The sequence below is a fragment of the Pseudomonas sp. A6 genome, from assembly GCF_052367875.1.
Taxonomy (GTDB): Bacteria; Pseudomonadota; Gammaproteobacteria; order Pseudomonadales; family Pseudomonadaceae; genus Pseudomonas; species Pseudomonas citronellolis.
The window spans coordinates 4318980-4341438 of sequence record NZ_CP198970.1; the positions used below are offsets into that span (position 1 = coordinate 4318980).

Annotated in this window: 19 protein-coding genes; 8 read left to right on the forward strand and 11 right to left on the reverse strand. The window is 69.8% G+C overall.

Annotated features, from left to right (window positions below; all coding sequences use genetic code 11):
- Positions 1-12: 12 nt before the first annotated feature.
- The 3 genes from ACTWJ5_RS18955 to ACTWJ5_RS18965 all read left to right on the forward strand — a co-directional run bounded on the left by ACTWJ5_RS18955 (position 13) and on the right by ACTWJ5_RS18965 (position 5647).
- Positions 13-3198: an efflux RND transporter permease subunit gene (locus tag ACTWJ5_RS18955; protein ID WP_301502306.1), complete on the forward strand. Its 3186-nt coding sequence runs from the start codon at positions 13-15 to the stop codon at positions 3196-3198.
- The gene (locus ACTWJ5_RS18960) at positions 3195-4586 is read left to right on the forward strand and encodes an efflux transporter outer membrane subunit (RefSeq protein ID WP_444436313.1); all 1392 of its coding nucleotides are present in this window, start codon (positions 3195-3197) and stop codon (positions 4584-4586) included. The genes ACTWJ5_RS18955 and ACTWJ5_RS18960 overlap by 4 nt, the downstream gene beginning before the upstream one ends.
- A 317-nt stretch (positions 4587-4903) precedes the next feature.
- Complete coding sequence (locus ACTWJ5_RS18965) at positions 4904-5647, forward strand: class I SAM-dependent methyltransferase (protein ID WP_301502304.1); 744 nt, start codon at positions 4904-4906, stop codon at positions 5645-5647.
- A gap of 115 nt (positions 5648-5762) precedes the next feature.
- Here ACTWJ5_RS18965 and ACTWJ5_RS18970 read toward each other — a convergent pair whose 3' ends face one another.
- Complete coding sequence (locus ACTWJ5_RS18970) at positions 5763-7673, reverse strand: sigma-54-dependent Fis family transcriptional regulator (protein ID WP_261748506.1); 1911 nt, start codon at positions 7671-7673, stop codon at positions 5763-5765.
- 308 nt (positions 7674-7981) lie between these two features.
- On the opposite strand from ACTWJ5_RS18970, the gene ACTWJ5_RS18975 reads away from it, so the two are divergent.
- From ACTWJ5_RS18975 to ACTWJ5_RS18995, 5 genes are read left to right on the forward strand one after another with little or no spacing between them, the layout of a single operon-like run.
- Complete coding sequence (locus ACTWJ5_RS18975; RefSeq protein WP_444436314.1) at positions 7982-8782, forward strand: SDR family NAD(P)-dependent oxidoreductase; 801 nt, start codon at positions 7982-7984, stop codon at positions 8780-8782.
- On the forward strand, positions 8779-9855 hold the full coding sequence (locus ACTWJ5_RS18980) for an ATP-NAD kinase family protein (RefSeq protein ID WP_444436315.1): 1077 nt from the start codon (positions 8779-8781) through the stop codon (positions 9853-9855). The genes ACTWJ5_RS18975 and ACTWJ5_RS18980 overlap by 4 nt, the downstream gene beginning before the upstream one ends.
- Positions 9836-10810 (forward strand): thiamine pyrophosphate-dependent dehydrogenase E1 component subunit alpha, encoded by a 975-nt coding sequence (locus tag ACTWJ5_RS18985; protein WP_444436316.1) that lies wholly within the window; start codon positions 9836-9838, stop codon positions 10808-10810. The genes ACTWJ5_RS18980 and ACTWJ5_RS18985 overlap by 20 nt, the downstream gene beginning before the upstream one ends.
- Before the next feature lie 32 nt (positions 10811-10842).
- The gene (locus ACTWJ5_RS18990) at positions 10843-11862 is read left to right on the forward strand and encodes an alpha-ketoacid dehydrogenase subunit beta (RefSeq protein ID WP_444436317.1); all 1020 of its coding nucleotides are present in this window, start codon (positions 10843-10845) and stop codon (positions 11860-11862) included.
- Positions 11859-12971 (forward strand): acetoin dehydrogenase dihydrolipoyllysine-residue acetyltransferase subunit, encoded by a 1113-nt coding sequence (locus tag ACTWJ5_RS18995; protein WP_444436318.1) that lies wholly within the window; start codon positions 11859-11861, stop codon positions 12969-12971. The genes ACTWJ5_RS18990 and ACTWJ5_RS18995 overlap by 4 nt, the downstream gene beginning before the upstream one ends.
- Positions 12972-13087: 116 nt before the next feature.
- Here the strand turns inward: ACTWJ5_RS18995 and ACTWJ5_RS19000 are convergent, their stop codons facing one another.
- The 10 genes from ACTWJ5_RS19000 to ACTWJ5_RS19045 all read right to left on the reverse strand — a co-directional run bounded on the left by ACTWJ5_RS19000 (position 13088) and on the right by ACTWJ5_RS19045 (position 22458).
- Positions 13088-13798 (reverse strand): 2OG-Fe(II) oxygenase, encoded by a 711-nt coding sequence (locus tag ACTWJ5_RS19000; RefSeq protein WP_444436319.1) that lies wholly within the window; start codon positions 13796-13798, stop codon positions 13088-13090.
- 532 nt (positions 13799-14330) lie between these two features.
- Positions 14331-14660 carry a tryptophan synthase subunit beta gene (locus tag ACTWJ5_RS19005; RefSeq protein WP_074986169.1) on the reverse strand — a complete coding sequence of 110 codons (330 nt, stop codon included), beginning with the start codon at positions 14658-14660 and terminating at the stop codon, positions 14331-14333.
- A 114-nt stretch (positions 14661-14774) separates the two neighbouring features.
- On the reverse strand, positions 14775-15809 hold the full coding sequence (locus tag ACTWJ5_RS19010; protein ID WP_444436320.1) for a hypothetical protein: 1035 nt from the start codon (positions 15807-15809) through the stop codon (positions 14775-14777).
- A 13-nt stretch (positions 15810-15822) separates the two neighbouring features.
- Positions 15823-16737 (reverse strand): flagellar hook-associated protein FlgL, encoded by a 915-nt coding sequence (gene flgL, locus ACTWJ5_RS19015; RefSeq protein ID WP_444436321.1) that lies wholly within the window; start codon positions 16735-16737, stop codon positions 15823-15825.
- 32 nt (positions 16738-16769) lie between these two features.
- Positions 16770-18137, reverse strand: a complete 1368-nt coding sequence (gene flgK / locus ACTWJ5_RS19020) for a flagellar hook-associated protein FlgK (protein ID WP_253407392.1) — start codon at positions 18135-18137, stop codon at positions 16770-16772.
- The gene (locus ACTWJ5_RS19025) at positions 18134-19099 is read right to left on the reverse strand and encodes a lytic transglycosylase domain-containing protein (protein WP_249916918.1); all 966 of its coding nucleotides are present in this window, start codon (positions 19097-19099) and stop codon (positions 18134-18136) included. Before ACTWJ5_RS19025 ends, flgK begins: the two co-directional genes overlap by 4 nt.
- A gap of 9 nt (positions 19100-19108) precedes the next feature.
- On the reverse strand, positions 19109-20212 hold the full coding sequence (locus ACTWJ5_RS19030; protein WP_074986158.1) for a flagellar basal body P-ring protein FlgI: 1104 nt from the start codon (positions 20210-20212) through the stop codon (positions 19109-19111).
- A gap of 13 nt (positions 20213-20225) precedes the next feature.
- Positions 20226-20888, reverse strand: coding sequence for a flagellar basal body L-ring protein FlgH (gene flgH, locus ACTWJ5_RS19035; protein ID WP_024128717.1), 663 nt, complete (start codon positions 20886-20888; stop codon positions 20226-20228).
- A 5-nt stretch (positions 20889-20893) separates the two neighbouring features.
- The gene (gene flgG / locus ACTWJ5_RS19040) at positions 20894-21679 is read right to left on the reverse strand and encodes a flagellar basal-body rod protein FlgG (protein ID WP_009622739.1); all 786 of its coding nucleotides are present in this window, start codon (positions 21677-21679) and stop codon (positions 20894-20896) included.
- 53 nt (positions 21680-21732) lie between these two features.
- A complete protein-coding gene (locus tag ACTWJ5_RS19045; protein ID WP_074986154.1) occupies positions 21733-22458 on the reverse strand; it encodes a flagellar basal body rod protein FlgF in 726 nt (241 codons plus the stop codon).
- Position 22459: the final 1 nt, after the last annotated feature.

Here is a 22459-nt window from a genome sequence, read left to right on the forward strand (position 1 = left end):
CAGGAACGAACCATGAACTTCTCGCAATTCTTCGTGCAGCGGCCGATCTTCGCCGCCGTGCTCTCGCTGATCATCCTGATCGGCGGGGCCATCTCGCTGTTCCAGTTGCCGATCAGCGAATACCCCGAAGTGGTGCCGCCCACCGTGGTGGTGCGCGCCACCTTCCCCGGCGCCAACCCCAAGGTGATCGGCGAGACCGTCGCAGCTCCCCTGGAGCAGGCCATCACCGGCGTCGAGAACATGCTCTACATGTCCTCGCAGTCCACCGCCGACGGCAAGATGACGCTGACCATCACCTTCGCCCTGGGCACCGACCTGGACAACGCCCAGGTGCAGGTGCAGAACCGCGTGACGCGCACCGAGCCGAAGCTGCCCGAGGAGGTCACCCACATCGGCATCACCGTCGACAAGGCCTCGCCCGACCTGACCATGGTCGTGCACCTGACCTCGCCGGACAACCGCTACGACATGCTCTACCTGTCCAACTACGCCATCCTCAACATCAAGGACGAGCTGGCGCGCCTGGACGGCGTGGGCGACGTGCAGTTGTTCGGCATGGGCGACTACTCGCTGCGCGTGTGGCTCGACCCGAACAAGGTGGCCTCGCGCAACCTCACCGCCACCGACGTGGTCAACGCCATCCGCGAGCAGAACCGCCAGGTCGCCGCCGGCGCCCTCGGCGCGCCGCCCGCGCCCAGCGCCACCAGCTTCCAGCTGTCGATCAACACCCAGGGCCGCCTGGTCAGCGAGGAGGAGTTCGAGAACATCATCATCCGCAGCGGCCCGGACGGCGAGATCACCCGCCTGAAGGACATCGCCCGCATCGAGCTGGGCTCCAGCCAGTACGCCCTGCGCTCGCTGCTGGACAACCAGCCGGCGGTGGCCATCCCGATCTTCCAGCGCCCCGGCTCCAACGCCATCGCCATCTCCAACGAGGTGCGCGCGAAGATGGCCGAGCTGAAGAAGGAGTTCCCCCAGGGCGTGGACTACTCCATCGTCTATGACCCGACCATCTTCGTCCGTGGCTCCATCGAAGCGGTGGTGCACACCCTGTTCGAAGCGCTGATCCTGGTGGTGCTGGTGGTGGTGCTGTTCCTGCAGACCTGGCGTGCCTCGATCATCCCGCTGGCCGCCGTGCCGGTGTCGCTGATCGGCACCTTCGCGGTGATGCACGCCTTCGGCTTCTCGCTCAACGCGCTGTCGCTGTTCGGCCTGGTGCTGGCCATCGGCATCGTGGTGGACGACGCCATCGTGGTGGTGGAGAACGTCGAGCGGAACATCGGCCTCGGGTTGACGCCCATCGAGGCCACCAAGCGCGCCATGAAGGAAGTGACCGGGCCGATCATCGCCACCGCCCTGGTGCTGTGCGCCGTGTTCGTGCCGACCGCGTTCATCTCCGGCCTCACCGGGCAGTTCTACCGGCAGTTCGCGCTGACCATCGCGATCTCCACGGTGATCTCGGCGTTCAACTCGCTGACCCTGTCGCCGGCCCTGGCCGCCGTGCTGCTCAAGGGCCACCACGAGCCGAAGGACCGCTTCTCGCTGATCCTCGACAAGCTGCTGGGCAGCTGGCTGTTCCGCCCGTTCAACCGCTTCTTCGACCGCGCCAGCCATGGCTACGTCGGCACCGTCACCCGCGTGCTGCGCGGCAGTTCCATCGCCCTGTTCATCTATGCCGGATTGATCGCCCTCACCTATCTGGGCTTCTCCAGCACCCCGACCGGCTTCGTGCCGCAGCAGGACAAGCAGTACCTGGTGGCCTTCGCCCAGTTGCCCGACGCGGCCACCCTCGACCGCACCGAGGCGGTGATCAAGCGCATGTCGGAAATCGCCGGCAAGCACCCGGGCATCGAGCACACCGTGTCCTTCCCGGGCCTGTCGATCAACGGCTTCACCAACAGCCCCAACAGCGGCATCGTCTTCACCCCGCTGAAGGACTTCGACCAGCGCAAGGGCCCGGGCATGTCCGCCGGCGAGATCGCCGCCGAGCTGAACAAGCAGTTCGCCGACATCCAGGACGCCTACATCGCCATCTTCCCGCCGCCGCCGGTACAGGGGCTGGGGACCATCGGCGGCTTCCGCGTGCAGGTCGAGGACCGCGGCAGCCTGGGCTACGAGGAGCTCTACACGCAGACCCAGAACATCCTCGCCAAGGCCCGCGCGCTGCCCGAACTGAACCCCATGTCGGTGTTCACCAGCTACCAGGTGAACGTGCCGCAGGTGGACGCCGCCATCGACCGCGAGAAAGCCAAGACCCACGGCGTGGCCATCAGCGACATCTTCGACACCCTGCAGGTGTACCTGGGCTCGCTGTACGCCAACGACTTCAACCGCTTCGGCCGCACCTACCAGGTCAACGTCCAGGCCGACCAGAACTTCCGCCTGGACCCGGAACAGATCGGCCAGCTGAAGGTGCGCAACAACCTGGGTGAAATGGTCCCCCTGGCCACCTTCATCAAGATCAGCGACACCTCTGGCCCCGACCGGGTGATGCACTACAACGGCTTCATCACCGCCGAGATCAACGGCGCCGCGGCGCCCGGCTACAGCTCCGGCCAGGCCGAGGCGGCGATGGAGAAACTGCTCAAGCAGGAACTGCCCAACGGCATGACCTACGAGTGGACCGACCTGACCTACCAGCAGATCCTCGCCGGCAACACCGCGGCCTTCGTCTTCCCGCTCTGCGTGCTCCTGGCCTTCCTGGTGCTGGCCGCGCTGTACGAGAGCTGGGGCCTGCCGCTGGCGGTGATCCTGATCGTGCCGATGACCCTGCTGTCGGCCATCGGCGGGGTGATAGTCGCTGGCGGCGACAACAACATCTTCACCCAGATCGGCCTGATCGTGCTGGTGGGCCTGGCGTGCAAGAACGCCATCCTCATCGTCGAGTTCGCCAAGGACAAGCAGGAAGAAGGCATGGACCGCGTCGCCGCCGTGCTGGAGGCCTGCCGCCTGCGCCTGCGGCCGATCCTGATGACCTCCATCGCCTTCATCATGGGCGTGGTGCCGCTGGTGCTGTCCACCGGCGCCGGCGCCGAGATGCGCCATGCCATGGGCGTCGCGGTGTTCTCCGGGATGCTCGGGGTGACCTTCTTCGGCCTGCTGCTGACACCGGTGTTCTACGTCCTCATCCGCCGCTTCATGGAAGCCCGCGAAGCGAAGAAACAAGCCCGCCTGACCCACGAGGCCAGCCACGCATGAACCTGAAACACTTCGCCCCGGCGCTGCTGGCCCTGAGCCTCAGCGCCTGCATGGTCGGCCCCGACTACAAGCAGCCGGACACCGCGCCGGCCAAGCTCGAAACCGGCGCAGCGGTCTTCGACCGCAGCCGTTTCGAGGACGCCTGGTGGAAACAGTTCGACGACCCGCTGCTGAGCCAGCTGGTCGACCAGGCCCTGCAGGAAAACCGCGAGCTGCGCGTGGCCTACGACCGCGTGCTGGCCTCGCGGGCGATCCGCGACGACGTCTCCAACGACCGCTTCCCCACCGTGACCAGCCGCGTCTCTTCGGAAATCGGCAAGGGCCAGGTGCCTGGGCAGACCGAGGACCGCGTCAACCAGGAGCGCTACGACCTGGGCCTGGACATGATCTGGGAAGTCGACCTGTTCGGCCGCGTGCGCCGCGAACTGGAATCGGCCGACGCCCAGAGCCAGGCCGCCCAGGCCGACCTGCAGCAATTGCAGGTCAGCCTGGTCGCCGAGCTGGCCGACGCCTACGGGCAACTGCGCGGCGCGCAGTTGAGGGAAGGTATCGCCCGCGACAACCTGAAGAACCAGCGCGAATCCCGCGGCCTGACCATCCAGCTACGCGACAACGGCGTGGGCAACGAACTGGACGTGCAGCGCGCCGAAGCGCGCCTGGCCGCCACCGAAGCCACCCTGCCGCAACTGCAGGCCGAGGAAGTGCGCCAGCGCAACCGCATCGCCACCCTCCTCGGCCAGCGCCCGGACCAGATGACGGTGGACCTCTCGCCCAAGCAACTGCCGGCCATCGCCAAGGCCCTGCCGATCGGCGACCCGGGCGACCTGCTGCGCCGCCGCGCCGACGTCGCCGCCGCCGAACGCCGGCTGGCCGCAGCCACGGCGGATGTCGGCGTGGCCACCGCCGACCTGTTCCCGCGGGTGAGCCTCGGCGGCTTCCTCGGCTACACCGCCGGGCGCGGCTCGCAGATAGGCTCAGGCGCCGCCCGCGCCTGGGGCGTATCGCCGACCATCAGCTGGGCCGCCTTCGACCTGGGCAGCGTGCGCGCCCGCCTGCGCGCCTCCAGGGCCGACGCCGACGCCGCGCTCGCCAGCTACGAGCAGCAGGTGCTGCTGGCCCTGGAAGAGTCCTCCAACGCCTTCAGCGACTATGGCAAGCGCCAGCAGCGCATGCTGGTGCTGGTGCGCCAGTCCGAGGCCAGCCGCAAGGCCGCCGAACTGGCCGGCGTGCAATACCGCGAAGGCACCCTGGACTTCCTCGACCTGCTGGACGCCGAGCGCGAACAACTGGCCGCCGAAGACGCCCAGGCCCTGGCCGAGGTCGACGTGTACCGCGGCATAGTCGCCATCTACAAGGCCCTCGGCGGCGGCTGGCAACCCCGGGCCTGACAGGTTCCTCCCTGGCCACTCTCCGGCCACTTGGCCCCGCGACGCACGCTGCTGATCGCGGGGCTTTTTTATGCCCGCTGCGCCGAAGCGCTTTTCGTAGGATGGGTTGAGCTTGCGAAACCCATCGGACCATGGTGATGGGTATCGCTTCGCTCAACCCATCCTACGACAGCATGTCTCCTGCACCTGTAGGAGCGAGCTTGCTCGCGAACGGAGTTTCCCGGTTGTGCCGGAGCATCGGGCTGACTCCGCCCCTTGAGCCCCTCCCACACCCACCGGCAAGATAGTCCCCCGCCCGCCGCCCCCGGAGCTCTCCCATGACCGACACCCGCCAGCTGTTCAGCCAGCAGGCCGACGCCTACCGCGCCGGTCGCCCGACCTACGATCCGGCGTTCTTCGCCTGGCTGGCGCAGGTGGCGCCCTCCACCGACCGGGCCTGGGATTGCGGCTGCGGCTCCGGCCAGGCCAGCCTCGACCTGGCCCGGCACTTCCAGCAGGTGGTGGCCACCGACATCAACGCCAAGCAGCTGGAACAGGCCCCCCGCGAGGCCAACGTCGACTACCGCTGCGAACCGGCGGAAAGCACCTCGCTGCAGCCGGCCAGCGTCGACCTCACCCTGGTGGCCCAGGCCCTGCACTGGTTCGACGTCGAGCGCTTCTATGCCGAGGTGCGCCGCGTGTCGCGCCCCGGCGCGCTGCTGGCGGTGGTCTCCTACAACCTGCTGAACATCGACGAGCGCCTGGACGCGCTGATCCGCCACCTCTACCACGACCTGGTCGGCCCCTACTGGGCGCCGGAGCGCAAGCATGTGGAGACCGGCTACGAAACCATCCCCTTCCCCTTCGAGCGCGTGGAGACGCCACCCTTCGCCCTGGAGGCGCAGTGGAGTTTCCAGCGCCTGGTCGACTACCTGTACAGCTGGTCGGCGGTGGCCAGCTACCGCCAGGCCACCGGCCAGGACCCGGTCGAGGTGCTGCGCGGGCAGTTGCAGGCGGCCTGGGGCGGGGTGGAAACGCGCCAGGTGAGCTGGCCGCTGACCATCAGGCTGGGCAGGGTATAAGGCGCAGGCTTCCCGTAGGAGCGAGCTTGCTCGCGAACGGATTATCCGGCTGCACCGGGGTTGGGGCGGTTCGCGAGCAAGTCGCGGCGATGGGTATCGCTTCGCTCAATCCATCCTACGGGGAGCCAGCCGGGCCATGGTTTCCGCCGTGCGAAGAGCAGGCGGGTTCGCGTTTCGCCCGCGGCATCTCGATGCCGTGCTGCTTCACCCGCCGGTACAGCGTTGCCCGCGAGATGCCCAGGGCCTGGGCCGCGGGCCCCGGCTGCCAGCGGTGTCGCACCAGGGCGTCGAGCAGGGCCTGGCGTTCCGGGCTGGCCGGGGACTCGTGCAACGGTTGGGCGGCCGCGCCGCGCAGTTCCTCGGGCAGGTCTTCCAGGCGGATGCTTTCGCCGGGGCAGATGGCGCAGGCGTAGCGCAGCACGTGGCGCAGCTGGCGCACATTGCCCGGCCAGCGGTAGCCCAGCAGGCGTTCCAGCGCCGCGTCGCCCAGGCCCAGGCGTAGCCCGCAGCGCGTGGCTTCCTCGTCGAGGAGGCGGTTGATCAGCGCCAGCTTGTCGCTGCGCTCGCGCAGCGGCGGCAGTTCGAAGCGCGCGCCGCTGAGGCGGAAGTACAGGTCCTCGCGGAATTCGCCGGCGGCCACCAGGGCCGCCAGGTCGCGGTGGCTGGCGCAGATCACCTGGATGTCCACCGCCTGCCGCCGCGCCGCGCCCAGCGGCGCCACCTCGCCCTCGGCCAGCACCCGCAGCAGGCGCGTCTGCAGGGCCAGGGGCATGTCGCCGATCTCGTCGAGGAACAGGGTGCCGCCATCGGCCTGCTGCAGCAGGCCGCGCATGCCCTTGCGCTCGGCGCCGGTGAAAGCGCCGGCGACGTAGCCGAACAGTTCGCTCTCGATCAGGCTTTCGGGAATGGCCGCGCAGTTCAACGCGACGAAGGGCTTGTCGCGCCGCGCGCTGGCCTCGTGCAGCTGGCGGGCGAAGACTTCCTTGCCGGCGCCGGTCTCGCCGTGGACCAGCACCGGCAGGTTGCGGTCCTTCACCCGCACCGCCAGGCGCAGGCTTTCCGCCACCCGCGGGTCGAGCCCGGCGGGGTCGCTGGCCGGCATGGCCACGCTGACCGCGCGCTTCGGCGCGCTCAGGCGCACGTGCAGGCCGTGCTCGGCCACGTGGCGCGGGCTTTCGTCGGCGGCGGCGCGCAGCAGGTCGAGGTCGAAGACTTCGCCGATGTGCTGCGGCAGTTGCCCGTAGCGCGTCTGCAGGTAGCGCCGCGCCGCCGGGTTCAGCGCCTGCAGGTGGCCGTCGGCGTCCCAGGCGAACAGGTAGTCCGGCTGGCTGTCGACGTAGCCCGGCGCCGCGTGCGCGCGCAGCACCCACTGGCCGCGGGTGCTGTGCATGAAGAAGGCGTTTTCGATCTGCCGCGCGCTCTGCACCGTCATCTGCCGGATCAGGTGCTGGCTGCGGCGGTCGTCCGGGGATTCCACGGCGGAGACGTCGAGCACCCCGAGCAGTTCGCCCCAGGGGTCGAACACCGGCGCCGCCGAGCAGGTCAGGCCGATGAAGGCGGCGCGGAAGTGGTCGCGCTTGTGCACCGTCACCGGCACGCCGTTGGTCAGCACCGCGGCCACCCCGCAGGTGCCCTCCTCGCCTTCCGACCAGCAGGTGCCCAGGTACAGCCCGGCGCGCCGGCAGTCGCCGCGGATGGCCGACTCCACCCGGTAGTCGATGGTGCGGCCCTGGGCGTCGGTGAGCAGCACGCAGTAGTCGGCGTCGCGCACCTGGCCGTGCAGGCGCGAGACTTCCTCGCCGGCGATGCGCAGGAAGCTCTCGGCGCGCTCGCGGCACTCCCTGAGCACGCTCTGGCTGAGGATGCGCGGGCCCTGCAGCGAACCCGGGTCGAGGTGGTGCTGCTCCATCGAGCGCCGCCAGGAGTCGAGGATCAGGTTCGGCACCGGCGGCTCGGGCAGGCGCCCGGCGTGGCGCAGCACGCGGCTGACGCAGTCCACGTGGGCTTTCGAGTAGGCAGGCAGCATGGGGCCTCCGCGGCTCGTATCGTTGTTCTTGTGCCGGTCATTTAAGCCCCGCCCCGGCTGCGGGACAAGCGCCGCGGACGGCCGGCGCCGGGGTGAGACGCTGCGTCTCAGCGTCTCGCCGCGACGTCGTGCAGGCTGACATGGCGCGTCTCAGCCGGAGCCCGCCGGGGTGTTCCGGCAACGCTGAACGACGCGCTCTACGACGGCCATTCCCGCCCTCCAGGCCACCTCCTGGCACCGCCCTTGCTCCAGTCCTGGCGACACCGGGACGCCGTCCCGCACCCCACAACAACAACCAGAGGTGCGTCATGTCCATTACTGCCCCTTCGCAATTCTCCCTGGCCGGCAAGGTCGCCCTGGTCACCGGCGGCGGCCGCGGCATCGGCCTGGGCATCGCCCGCAGCCTGGCGCTGGCCGGCGCCGAGCTGGTGATCGCCGACCTCGATGCGGCCCAGGCCGAGGAAGGCGCCGCCCAGGTCCGCGCCCTCGGCGGCCAGGCCCTGGCGCTGACGGTGGACGTCGGCGAGCCGCACAGCGTGCGCGCCCTGCTCGGCGAGATCGAACGCCAGCGCGGGCGCCTCGACGTGGCGGTGAACAACGCCGGGATCATCAGCATCCACAAGGTCGCCGAGCTGAGCGTCGAGGACTGGGACCGGGTGATGAACGTCAACGCCCGCGGCGTGTTCCTCTGCTGCCAGGCGGAACTGGCGCTGATGCGCGCGCAGCGCTGCGGGCGGATCATCAACGTGGCCTCCATCGCCGGCAAGGTCGGCTTCCCGGACCTGGCCCACTACAGCGCCTCGAAGTTCGCCGTGGTCGGCTTCAGCAACGCCCTGGCCAAGGAAGTGGCGCGCGACGGCATCACCGTCAACGCGCTGTGCCCGGGCATCGTCGGCACCGGCATGTGGCGCGGCGAGCAGGGCCTGTCCGGGCGCTGGGCGCAGCCGGGCGAGAGCGAGGCGCAGTCCTGGGAACGCCACCAGGCCAGCCTGCTGCCCCAGGGCGAGGCGCAGACCGTGGAAGACATGGGCCAGCTCGCCGTGTACCTGGCCTGCGCGCCCCACGTCACCGGCCAGGCCATCGCCGTCGACGGCGGCTTCTCGCTGTGAGCGCGGCCCTGCCCCTGCGCGTGGGCATCATCGCCAACCCGGCCTCGGGCCGCGACCTGCGCCGCCTGACCGCCAACGCCGGGCTCTATTCCAGCACCGACAAGGCCTCGGTGGTGCAGCGCCTGCTGGGGGCCTTCGGCGCCACCGGCATCGACGAAGTGCTGATGCCGCCGGACATGACCGGCATCGCCGCCACCGTGCTCAAGGCCAGCGCCGGCCGCCACGCCCGCGACAGCCGCTGGCCGCGCCTGGAGTTCCTCGACCTGCCGCTGCGCCAGAGCGTGGAGGACACCCGCCGGGCCGCGCGGATGCTGGCCGAGCGCGGCGTCGCCCTGGTCGCGGTGCTCGGCGGCGACGGCACGCACAAGGCGGTGGCCGCGGAGGTTGGCGACATCCCCCTGCTATGCCTGTCCACCGGCACCAACAACGCCTTCCCGGAACTGCGCGAGGCCACCGGCGCCGGGCTGGCCGGCGGGCTCTACGCCAGCGGGCGCATCCCGGCGGAGGTCGCCCTGCGCCGCAACAAGCGCCTGCGGGTGCGGTTGCCTGCGCGGCGCATCGACGAGATCGCCCTGGTGGAAGTCGCCGTTTCGCCGTTGACCTTCACCGGCGCCCGCGCCATCAGCCGCGCCGAGGACCTGGCGGAAATCTACGCCGCCTTCGCCGAGCCCCACGCCATCGGCCTGTCGTCGCTGTGCGGGCTGTGGAACCCGGTGTCGCGGCGCTGCCCGCGCGGCAGCTGGCTGCGCCTGGGCCCGCAGGCCGGCGAAGCGCTGCTGGCGCCGCTGGCCCCCGGCTTGCTGCAGGCCTGCGGCATCGTCGCCAGCGGCAGCCTGGAGCCCGGCGTGCCGCGCCTGCCGCTGCTGGTCGCCGGCACCCTGGCCCTGGACGGCGAACGCGAGATCGAATTCGCCGCCGCCGAGCGCCCCAGCATCACCCTCGAACTCGACGGCCCGCTGAGCATCGACGTCGAGGCCGCCTTGGCCTTCGCCGCCTGCCATCGCCTGCTGGCCGTTCCTGGCAAGCCCGTGAACCACCCTGGAGAACAACAAGATGTCCACGCTATCGACTGAGCAACTGCTGCATGCCTACCGCGTGATGCGCACCATCCGCGCCTTCGAGGAACGCCTGCACCTGGAGTTCGCCACCGGCGAGATTCCCGGCTTCGTGCACCTGTACGCCGGCGAGGAGGCCTCCGCCGCCGGGGTCATGGCGCACCTGGACGACGAGGACTGCATCGCCTCCACCCACCGCGGCCACGGCCACTGCATCGCCAAGGGCGTGGACGTGTACGGGATGATGGCCGAGATCTACGGCAAGAAGACCGGCGTCTGCCAGGGCAAGGGCGGCTCGATGCACATCGCCGACCTGTCCAAGGGCATGCTCGGCGCCAACGGCATCGTCGGCGCCGGCGCGCCCCTGGCGGCGGGCGCGGCGCTGGCCGCCAAGCTCAAGGGCAACCGCGCGGTGGCGGTGGCCTTCTTCGGCGATGGCGGCTCCAACGAAGGCACGGTGTTCGAGGCCATGAACCTGGCCTCGGTGTGGAACCTGCCGTGCATCTTCGTCGCCGAGAACAACGGCTACGCCGAGGCCACCGCCTCGAACTGGTCGGTGGCCTGCGACCACATCGCCGACCGCGCCGCCGGCTTCGGCATGCCCGGGGTGACGGTGGACGGCTTCGACTTCTTCGCCGTGCACGAGGCCGCCGGCGCCGCCGTGGAACGCGCCCGCGCCGGCGAGGGCCCGTCGCTGATCGAGGTGAAGCTGACGCGCTACTACGGCCACTTCGAAGGCGACGCCCAGACCTACCGCGCGCCCGACGAGGTCAAGCACTACCGCGAGACACGCGACTGCCTGATGCAGTTCCGCGAGCGCACCACCCGCGCCGGCCTGCTGCAGGCCAGCGCCCTGGACGCCATAGACGCGGAAGTCGAGGCCGGCATCGAGGAAGCCGTGGTGCGCGCCAAGGCCGATCCCAAGCCCTCGCCCGCCGACCTGCTGAGCGACGTGTACGTCGCCTATCCCTGAGCCGCCCACAGAACAACAAGAGGAGAGCCATCATGGCCAGAAAGATCAGCTACCAGCAGGCCATCAACGAAGCCCTGGCCCAGGAAATGCGCCGCGACCAGAGCGTGTTCATCATGGGCGAGGACAATGCCGGCGGCGCCGGCGCACCGGGCGAGGACGACGCCTGGGGCGGCGTGCTCGGCGTCACCAAGGGCCTGTACCACCAGTTCCCCGGCCGCGTGCTGGACACCCCGCTGTCGGAGATCGGCTACGTCGGCGCCGCGGTGGGCGCCGCAACCCGCGGCCTGCGCCCGGTGTGCGAGCTGATGTTCGTCGACTTTGCCGGCTGCTGCCTGGACCAGATCCTCAACCAGGCCGCCAAGTTCCGCTACATGTTCGGCGGCAAGGCGGTGACCCCGCTGGTGATCCGCACCATGGTCGGCGCCGGCCTGCGCGCCGCCGCCCAGCACTCGCAGATGCTCACCGCGCTGTGGACGCACATCCCCGGGCTGAAGGTGGCCTGCCCGTCCTCGCCGTACGACGCCAAGGGCCTGCTGATCCAGGCCATCCGCGACAACGACCCGGTGATCTTCTGCGAGCACAAGCTGCTCTACTCGATGCAGGGCGAGGTGCCGGAGGAGCTGTACACCGTGCCCTTCGGCGAGGCCAACTTCCTGCGCGACGGCGACGACGTGACCCTGGTGACCTACGGGCGCATGGTCCACCTGGCCATGGATGCCGCCGCCAGCCTGGCGCGCCAGGGCGTGTCCTGCGAGGTGCTGGACCTGCGCACCACCAGCCCGCTGGATAGCGACAGCATCCTCGAAAGCGTAGAGAAGACCGGGCGCCTGGTGGTGATCGACGAAGCCAACCCGCGTTGCTCGCTGGCCACCGACATTGCCGCATTGGTCGCCGAGCAGGCCTTCGACGCGCTCAAGGGGCCGATCCGCCAGGTCACCGCTCCGCATACGCCGGTGCCCTTCTCCGACGCCCTGGAAGACCTGTACATCCCCAGTGCGGCGAAAATCGAGGCCACGGTGCTGGAGCTGGTGCAAGGGAGGAAGGTGGCATGAGCCGTATCCATACCCTGACCATGCCCAAGTGGGGCCTGTCGATGACCGAGGGCCGCATCGACGCCTGGCTCAAGCAGGACGGCGACGCCATCGAGAAAGGCGACGCGGTGCTGGACGTGGAGACCGACAAGATCAGCAGCAGTGTCGAGGCGCCCTTCTCCGGCGTGCTGCGGCGCCAGGTGGCGCGCGAGGACGAGACGCTGCCGGTGGGCGCGCTGCTCGGCGTGGTGGTCGAGGGCGAGGCCAGCGAGGCGGAGATCGACGAAGTGGTCGAGCGCTTCCAGGCCGAGTTCGTCCCCGGCGGCGACGGCGAGGCCGACAGCGGCCCGGCGCCGCAGAAGGTCGAGCTGGACGGCCGCGTGCTGCGCTACTTCGAGCGCGGCGAAGGCGACGTGCCGCTGCTGCTGATCCACGGCTTCGGCGGCGACCTGAACAACTGGCTGTTCAACCACGAGGCGCTCGCCGCCGGGCGCCGGGTGATCGCCCTCGACCTGCCGGGCCACGGCGAGTCGGGCAAGGCCCTGCAGCGCGGCGACCTGGACGAGCTGAGCGGCGCGGTGCTGGCCCTGCTCGACCACCTGGACATTGATCTGGCGCACCTGGCCGGGCATTCCATGGGCGGCGCCGTGGCGCTCAACACCGCGCGCCTGGCGCCGCGGCGGGTGCGTTCGCTGAGCCTGCTGGCCAGTGCGGGGCTGGGCGCGGAGATCAACGGGGCCTACCTGCAGGGCTTCGTCGAGGCCGGCAACCGCAACGCCCTCAAGCCGCAGTTGGTGCAGTTGTTCTCCGACGCCGCGCTGGTGAACCGGCAGATGCTGGAGGACATGCTCAAGTACAAGCGCCTGGAAGGCGTGGACGCGGCGTTGCGCCAGCTGGCCGGCAAGCTGTTCGCCGACGGCCGCCAGCAGGTGGACCTGCGCGGCGTGCTGGAAGCCGGCGAGCACCCGGCGCTGGTGATCTGGGGCGAGGCCGACGCCATCATCCCGGCCAGCCACGCCCAGGGCCTGAGCGCCGAAGTCCACGTGCTGCCGGAGCAGGCGCACATGCTGCAGATGGAGGCGGCGGAAGCGGTGAATGCGCTGCTGATGGATTTCCTCGGGCGTCACTGAAAACAGGAGCCTCTGACCTTGGGCCGCGGATGGCGGCCCGGCCCTGGCGCCAGGCTGGGGCTTTTTTTTGGAGGGCCCAGGTGGGGGTTTGGGTGTTTGCTGCGGGTCCGCACCCCTCAAAGCGCATCGTGAAAGATGACACCCAATGTAAACCGCTCCCCCCACAACAACCGGCTGACCCCATGACGCATGCTCACCCGATAATCCCCACGCGCCCCCCGCACCGGCCGCTGCGAGACAGCGAACACCACGGCATCACCCTGGCACAACGGCACCACTTCCACCCGCGACTGCATGCGCGGGCGCTGTTCGGTGAGGACGAACTCGCCGCCGCCGAATTCCTCGCCCGGCTGCGACAGCAGGATGGCGACCTGCAGCGGGAAGGCCAGTTCGCCGTACAGGTCCTGGTGCAGGCAGTTGTAGTCGCCCTCGCCATAGCGCAACAGCAGCGGCGTGGGGCGTAGCTGGCCGGCGGCGTGGCAGCGTTCGAGGAATTCGGCGTGCTGCGGCGGGTATTCCGGCGCCAGGCCCAGGCGGCGTTGCCAGGCGTTGGCGATGTTCGCCAGGGACGGATAGAAGGCCTCGCGCAGCGTCTGCAGCGGCGCCGGCAAGGGATAGGCGAAGTAGCGGTACTCGCCCAGGCCGAAGCCGTGGCGGGCCATGACCACCCGGCTGCGGAAGGATTCGTCGCGGGTGTAGAGGGCGCGCAGCCATTGGCATTGACGCGGGTCGAGCAGCCCGGGGACCAGGGCGTGGCCGCCGGCGTCCAGGCGCGCGGCCAGCGCTGGCCAGTCCAGGGCGGCGATGCGCTCGGCGAGTGGGGTCATGGGCGGGCTCCGCGGGGCGATGCCGCCAGTCTAGGTGAGCGGCCAGCCGCCCTGCGCCCCGATGCCGACTTTCAACCCCCGGGGGATGGGTTCGCCTCCCGGCAACCTGTAGGAGCGGGCCCTGCCCGCGATTCGCGCGCAGGGCGCGCTCCTACAGGGGAATGGTGCGGGTGGCGCAGCGTAGGAGCGGATCTCATCCGCGAATCGCGCCGATACCTCCGGCTATCGCGGACAAGGTCCGCTCCTACCGGGGGAGGACTACCGTGCCTGACCTGTAGGAGCGGGCCCTGCCCGCGATTCGCACGCAGGGCGCGCTCCTACAGGGGAATGGTGCGGGTGGCGCAGCGTAGCGGATCTTATCCGCGAATCGCGCCGATACCTCCGGCTATCGCGGACAAGGTCCGCTCCTACCCTACGGACGGGCACGGCCTCTCGCAGGATGGCGTTGAGCGCAGCGATACCCATCACCGTGGCCCGATGGGTATCGCAAGCTCAACCCATCCTACGAAAAGCGCCTCGGTGCGGCAGTCTCTCAGTCGTCGTCGCCGGGGTGGTCCGCCAGGCCTTCCAGTTCGGCGCGCGCCACGGCGCGTTCGTCGAGTTTGCGCCGGGCCGCTTCGGGCAGGTCGGTGTAGCGGATCACCCCGCGCTCGACCAGCACGTTGACCACGTCTTCCAGCACGCGGATCACTTCCAGGTCGGACTGGCGCAGCAGGTCCAGCCGGCTGCGCACCTCGGTGCGCGCATCCAGCCACTGCCGAAGCTCGTCGCTCTGGTAGGCCAGCGTGCCGTTCATGCCTTCGAAGGGCTGGCTTTCCACTCTCAACAGATTTCCTTGCCCATCGCGTTGTACGTAAACCATGCGGATCGACCTAACCGTCATTGTCAAGGGTACGAACGGAGCCTTCCTGTCCGTCGTCTGCGAACTGGGACCGTCGATCGGCCCCAGGGTTCGGCGCAGCTTAACAAGCCCGGCTCAAGAAAGCAGGCTGACCACCGCGAAACGGCTCAGGTTGGCCTGGGCCACCACGGTCTGGGTCACCGCCGCGTAACTGGAGCCGCTGTCGCGCACCAGGTTGAATACCGACGCCGCGTAGTCCTGCGCCCATTGCTGCTCGTCGCGGTCGGCCTGGCGGGCCAAGAACTCGCGGATCTCGCCCTGGCGCTGGCGCAGCTGGTCGCGCAGGGTGCCGATGCGGTCCAGCGCGTCTATCACCTGGTCGAGCATCTGCCGCAGTTCGCGCTGGTCGCTGCCGGCCAGGCTCTGCGGCAGGTCCAGCAGGCGCTGCTCGCGGGTGCGGGCGGGGCTGGCGCGGTCCTTGGCGAAGCGCTTGCCCTCCCCCTGCACGTTGAGCTGGCCGCCCTGCTTGCGCCAGTCGGCCTCGGCCATGGAGAAGCTCAGCCTGCCGTCGGCGTCGAGTTCCGCGCGGATGCCGCTGGACGCCAGGCCGACGTTGAAGCTGCGCAGCAGCTGCTGGTCGCTCATGGCGTCGTCCAGCACCACCACGCCGGGTTCGCCCTGGGCGCGGCCGGTGTGGAACAGCAGGGTCTCGCGGCCGCCTGCGCGGGCTTCGTCGAGGGTGGCCAGGCCGTCGATGGCGAAGCGGGTGCGCGCCGCTTCGTGCAGGTGCAGGTCGAGGTTGGCGTCCAGCCCGCCGGCGCTGCGTTCGCGGCGTTGCGCCAGCAGCTCGGCGGCCTGTTGCAGCGGCTGCTCCAGCTGCTTGCGGTTGCCGCCCTGGCCGCTGCCCAGTTCGCGGCCCAGACTGAGCTTGAGCTGGTTGAGGCGGTCGGCCAGCTCGCCCAGGTAGCCCTCGGCGCTCTGCATGGCGCTGAGCTGCTGGTTGAGCTGGATGCTGAAACCGGCGGCCTTGCCCACGCTGCGCTCGCCGGCGCTGGCCGCGCTGCGCGCCGGCTTGCGCTGGCGCAGGGTGCGTTCGCCCACCGCCGGCGGCGCCTGGCGCGGCTGGCCGTCGATGGCGGCGACCGCCGGGAATGGGTTCTCGACCTTCATCGCGCCAGGGTCCTCAGAGCAGGCTGAACAGCGACAGGCCGTTGACCGTCAGGTAGGTCTTCTGCGTCGCCTGCAGGGCCAGCTTGTAGTTGCCCAGGTCGATGCTGGCCTTGGCGTAGTCCAGCGCCGAGAGGTCGCCCTCGACCTTCTGGTTGACCAGGGAGATGTCCTGGTTGCTGTTGTCCAGCAGGGTCAGGGTGTTCTGCCGCCCACCCAGGTCGGTGATGGCCGACAGCAGCTTGCCGTGGCTGTCGTCCAGCAGGTCGAGGGTGGCCGCGATGTTCTGGTGGATGGCCGGGTCGCTGCTGTCCAGGGCCGGGTCCTGCAGCTTGGCCACCAGGGCGTGGAGGCCGTTGAGCAGGTCCATGCCGTTGCCGAACAGCGGGCGGATGGCGACGTTCTCGTCGACCATCACGCCGTTGGCCACCACCGCCTGGCGCGTCTTGTCGTTGCCGGTGGCGCTGTAGGTGCCGCTGGCCTCGTCGTAGGTCACCGCCGGCTGGTCGGTGAGGGTGCCGGAGAACAGGTAGCGGCCCTCCTCGTCCTTGACGTTGAGGTAGCTGACCAGGGTCTTCTCCAGGTTCGACAGCTCGCCGGCCATGGCGCCGAGCTGCTCGTTGGCGTTGGAGCCGTTGGCCGCCCAGAGCAGCAGGTCGCGGATGTCCAGCAGGGTGTCGGAGGTGGACTGCAGGTTGGTTTCCTGGATCGACAGGTTGCCGGAAACCCCCGCGATGTTGCTGCCGTACTGGGCCAGGCTGGCCTCCGAGCGCTGGATGCGCAGGATGCGCACCGCGGCGATGGGGTCGTCCGAGGGGTGCTGGATGCGGTTGCTGCTGGACATCTGCTGCATCAGCTGCGACATCTTCTCGGTGTTGCGGCTCATCGAGTCCAGGAGGATGGCGGTGCTCTGCGAATTGGTGATGCGCATGGGGCGTCTCGTCGGGTGGCGGGCTACGGCGTTCAGAAGGCCGCGAGCATGCTGTCGAACAGGTCCTTGGCGGTGCTGATGACCTTCATGTTGGCCTGGTAGGCCTGCTGGTAGGTCATCAGGTTGACCGCCTCCTCGTCCAGGTTCACCGCGCTGACGCTGTCGCGCTGGTTCTGAGCCTGCTGCGTCACGGTCTTGGCGGTGTCCAGGTCGGCCTGGTTCTGCCGGCTGTCGCTGGCCACCCGGCCGATCAGCCCGGCGTAGGCGTCGTTGAGCGTCACCTGGTTGCCGTCGACGCTGATGACCTGGCTCTTCAGGTCGATCAGCTTCAGCAGGTTGCCGTTGTTGCCCTTCTCCCCGGCGCTGTCGGACAGCGCCAGCTCGGTGGGCTGCAGGCCGGTGAGGCTGAGCAGCTTGGCGGTGCTGCCGGGGTTGGCCTGCAGCAGCGCCTGGCCGGGGTTGCCGTTGAGGTCGTAGCCGCCGGCCAGGGTGGAGTTGACCAGGTCGGCGACCTGGGTGGCCATCTGCGCCAGGCTGTCGAGGTTCGGCCGCAGGGTCTGGTATTCGGTGTCGTACAGCGCGCCCATGGCGCCGCCCAGGTCCTGCTGGTGGATGGCGAACTGGGTGCCGGCGAAGGCCAGGCTGACGTCCTGCTCGCCGCTGCTGGTCAGGCTGACCTTCAGCTGCGCGGCGGAGGCGCCGGCCACCAGCGGCTGGCCGTTGGCCAGGGACACCGAGACCGAGCCGTCGGCGGCGGCGCTGGTACGGATGCTGCTGTACTGGCTGAGCTGGGTGATCAGCGCGTCGCGCTGGTCCTGCAGGGCCGAGGGGTCGGCGGCGGCGGACTGCGCGGCGACGATCTTCTTGTTCAGCAGGGCGATGTTGCCGGTCAGGCCGTTGATCTCGCCGACCATGGTGCCGCGCTGTTCCTGCAGGGACTTGAGCTGGGTGTCGAGGTTGCCGGAGAGGGTGTTGAAGCGCTGCGCCAGGTTGCCGGTCTCGGCGATGATCTGCTGGCGCAGGGCGGTGGAGTCCGGGGTGGCGCTGGCCTCGCTGAGGGCGGCGAAGAAGTTGTCGAGGCCGACGCTGATGCTGGCGCCGTCGCTGGACATCAGGTCCTCCAGCGCGCCCAGGTACTGCTGGGCGTTGCTGTAGTAGTTCTGCGCGGTGGTGGCGCGCCACAGCTGCTGGTTGAGGAAGTCGTCGGACATGCGCCGGATGCCGGTCACCTTCACCCCGCCGCCGGGGCTGAGCGAGCCCTGCCCGCCGAGGGAGCTGGTGAGCACCGACAGGCGGCTGAACCCCGGGGTGTTGACGTTGGAGGTGTTCTGCCCGGTGATCGACAGGCCGATCTCCGAGGCGCGCACGCCGCTGTAGGCGATCTGCGTCAAATTGCTCACGACTGCTTCCCTTTGGGCTGAAGGCGGATCGGTTGGGCGAAGGCGGCGGAGAGTGCCTGGTGTTGCCTGCCCTGCTGTTGATAGGCGACCGGTTCGGCCGCCGGCTTAAGCGGCGCCGGCGCCGCAGCCTGGCCGCGGCGATCCAGGTCGTCGAGGATGCCGCGGGTGTAGCGGCGGGTTTCCTCGAAGGGGATGCGCTCGATCCAGGCCTCGCCGCTGATTTCGCCGCGGCGCGGGTCGCCGTTGCTCTTCAGCCACTCGTCCACCCGGCCGGGGCCGGCGTTGTAGGCGGCCAGGGCCAGGGCGCGGTGGCCGTCGTAGCGCTGCAGCATCTCGTCGAGGTAGGCGCTGCCGAGCTGGCGGTTGTAGGCGCCATCCTGGGTCAGGCGCTGCGGGTCGAACTCCAGGCCCAGCTTGGCGGCCATTTCCCGCGCGGTGTCGGGCATCAGCTGCATCAGGCCGCGGGCGCCCTTGGGCGAGACGGCGGCGACGTCGCCGGCGGATTCGTGGTCGATCAGGCTGTCCACCAGTTCGCCGAAGGCCGCGCTGCCGCGTTGCCAGAGCCGCCCGGCGGCCTGCACGCCGCGCTGCCAGTCGGCCGCCACGGCCTGCTGCAGGCTGCGCGGCAGGCCCAGTTGGTCGCCGCCGGCCAGCGCCTCGCCGCGGCTGTCGGAGTCGTGGCCGGAAAGCTGGCGCACCAGCAGCGCGGCGATGCCGGTCTGCTTGCGCTCGGCCAGGCTGTCGGCGAGCACGCCGTCGTAGAAGTCGTGCATGGTGTCCAGGTCGCGGCTGCGGCCGATGCCGCCGGCCGAGAGCACGTCGCCGGCCTTGCGCATCTGCTTGAGGATCTGCTGCAGGAACAGCGCCTCGAACTGCTCGGCGGCCGCCTCCAGGCGCGCCTGGGGGTTGCCGTCCTGGCCGCGCGCGGCGTTCAGCGCGGTGGGGAGTGAAACGATGCTCATGCGCGCACCCTAGATGATGATGAGTTCGGCGTTCAGCGCGCCGGCCTTCTCCAGCGCCTGGAGAATGCTCATGACGTCGTCCGGGGTGGCGCCGAGGCTGTTCACGGTGTCGATGATGCCTTGCAGGCTGGCGCCCTCGGGCCAGCGGAACATCGGTTTCTTGTCCTGGGCGACGTTGACGTCGGACTGCGGCGTGACCGTGGTGCGGCCGCCGGAGAACGGCGCCGGCTGGCTGACCTGGGGGTTCTCGCTGATGGTCACGGTGAGGCTGCCGTGGGACACCGCGGCGGCCTTCACCCGCACGCCCTGGCCGATGACCACGGTGCCGGTGCGGCTGTTGAACACCACCTTGGGCCGTTCGCGGCCTTCCTGCACCTCCACGCCTTCGAGCAGGGCCATGAAGCTGGTGCGCTGGTTGGCCGAGACCGGCGCGCGCACGCTGACCTTGGTGCCGTCCAGGGCCTGGGCGCTGCCGGCGCCGAGCAGGTTGTCCAGCGCGGTGACGATGTGCGCGGCGGTCTGGAAGCTGGGCTGGCGCAGGTTGAGCATGATGTCCGGGCGGCTGGCGAAGTCGCTGGGGATCATCCGCTCGACGGTCGCGCCGTTGGGGATGCGCCCGCCGTTGGCGGTGTTGATGGTGACGCTGGAGCCGCTCTGGCCGCTGGCGTTGAGGCCGCCCACGGCCACCGCGCCCTGGGCCAGGGCATAGGTTTCGCCGTCGATGCCGCGCAGCGGCGTGAGCAGCAGCTGGCCGCCGCGCAGGCTCTTGGCGTCGCCCAGCGAGGACACGGTGACGTCCACCGTCTGCCCGGGGCTGTACGAGGGCGGCACTTCGGCGGTGATGCTCACCGCGGCGACGTTCTTCAGCTTGGGGTCGATGTTGGCCGGCAGGTTGACGCCGAACTGCTTGATCATGTTCACCACCGACTGGCTGGTGAACTTCACCTGGGTCTTGTCGCCGGTGCCGTCGAGGCCGACCACCAGGCCGTAGCCGATCAGCTGGTTGCCGCGGATGCCTTCCACGTCCACCAGTTCCAGCAGCGGCACGGCGCGACTCGCCAGGGGCCAGCAGAACAGCGTCAGCGGCAGCAGGTACTTCAGGATGGCTCGCATGGCCGGCAGCGCCTCACAGCGGGAACAGGGGGTGGGTGAAGAAGCGCGTCAGCCAGCCGGCCGAGTTGCTGTCGTTGAGCACGCCGCGCCCGGCGTAGGAGATGTTGGCGTTGGCGACGTTCTGCGAGGACACCTGGTTGTTGCGGTTGATGTCCTCCACCCGCACCAGGCCGGTGAGGCGGATGAATTCCGAGCCCTGGTTCAGGCGCAGGTTCTTCTCGCCGCGGACCACCAGGGTGCCGTTGGGCAGCACCTGGTGCACGGTCACCGCGATGGCGCCGCGCAGGGAGTTCTGCTGCTCGCTCTTGGCGTCGCCCTTGAAGTCCCGCGAGCTGTCCGCCGAGCTTTCCAGGCGGTCGTAGCTGTGGCCGAGGATGGTGGGGATGCCGATGCCCAGGCTGGAACTCTTGTCGAAGCTGGTGCCGGCGCTCTTGCTCGACTGCGTCTGCTCCTCCAGTACCACGGTGAGCACGTCGCCCACGCGCAGGGCGCGCTGGTCCTGCACCAGGCCGCCGTAGTAGCCGGGGCGGTACAGCCCGCCGCCGGTGGTGGGCGGCAGGCTGTAGTCGAGGGTCGGCGGCTGGTAGGCGCTGGAGTCCTCGTCCGGGAGCATCTCGTTGAAGCTCGCGCAGCCGCCCAATAGCAGCAGGGCGAGCAGCGTCGGCAGGCGGCTCATGGCGGTCATACGGTCTGGTTGAGGAACTGCTGCATGCCGGAGGCGGCGTCCAGCACCTTGGCGTTGGCCTCGTAGGCGCGCTGGATGGCGATCATGTTGACCATGGCCTCCACCACCTGCACGTTGGAGCCTTCCAGCACGCCCTGCTTGAGGGTGCCCAGGCCGTCCTCGCCGGGCACGCCTTCCACCGGCTGGCCGCTGGCCACGGTCTCGCGGTAGAGGTTGCCGCCCAGAGCCTCCAGGCCTGCCGGGTTGGTGAAGTTGACCAGGGTGATCTGGCCCAGCTGGGTCGGCTGCGTCTCGCCGGCCATGATCGCGGTGACGGTGCCGTCGCTGCCCACGGTGAAGCTGCTGCTGCCGGCCGGCACCTCGATGTTGGGGATCAGCGGCAGCCCCTGGGCGTTGACCACCACGCCGTCGGAATTGAGCTGCAGCTGGCCGTTCTCGGTGTACAGGGTGTCGCCGTTGGGCGCTTCCACCTGGAAGAAGCCGCGGCCGACCACGGCCAGGTCCATCGGCTGGCCGGTGGTCTGCATGCTGCCTTCGGTGAACACCTTCTGCGTGCCGGCCACGCGCACGCCACTGCCCAGCTGGATGCCCGAGGGCACGGTGTTGACCTGGTCGGCCTGGGCGCCGGGCTGGCGGTCGATGGAATAGAACAGGTCCTCGAAGACCACCCGGTCGCTCTTGAAGCCGGTGGTGTTGACGTTGGCCAGGTTGTTGGCCACCGCCGACAGCGCGGTGTCCTGCGCGGCCAGGCCGGTCTTGCTCACCCACAGTGCCGAACTCATGCGGTATCTCCTTCGCGGGCCGCGCGCGGCGCGGCCGGGTTGTACGGGGCGCGTCAGTCGCGCAGCAGGCGGTCGCCGGCGGACGCCATGTCCTCGGCGGCCTTCATCATCTTCACCTGGGTCTCGAACATGCGGTTCAGGCTCATGGTCGCGGTGAGCTGGTCGATCGACGACACGTTGCTCGCCTCCAGGTAGCCGCTGACCAGGCGCACGTTGTCGGCAGCCTCGGCCGGCTGGCCGTCCTTGCGCACCAGCAGGCCGGCGGCGTTCTTCTGCAGCTCGGCAGCCGGGGCGTCGACCAGCTTGATGCGGTCCACCTCGGTCATCAGGTAGTCGCCGCGCGGCATCACCGAGACGGTGCCGTCCTCGCCGATGTTCACGCTGTCGTACTCGGGCAGGACGATCGGGCCGCCCTCCCCCAGCACCTGGCGGCCGTTGATGGTCAGCCGCCCTTCGCTGTCGACGAGCATGCTGCCGTGGCGGGTGTAGGCCTCGCCCTCGCCGTCCTGCAGGGCGATCAGGCCCTGGCCGCGGATGGCGAAGTCGAGGTCGCGGCCGGTCACCGTGAGGGTGCCGGGCGCCATGTCGACGCCGTTGTTCTCCAGGCGCGCCAGGTGCCGGCTGTCGTAGCCGTAGCCGCTCACGTCCACGGCGCTGACGCGCTCCATGTCGGCGCGGAAGCCCGGGGTGTTGGCATTGGCCAGGTTGTTGGCGCGCACCTGCAGCGACTGCAGGGTGCGGCTGGCGGCGCTCATCGCGGTATAGGCCAGGCGGTCCATG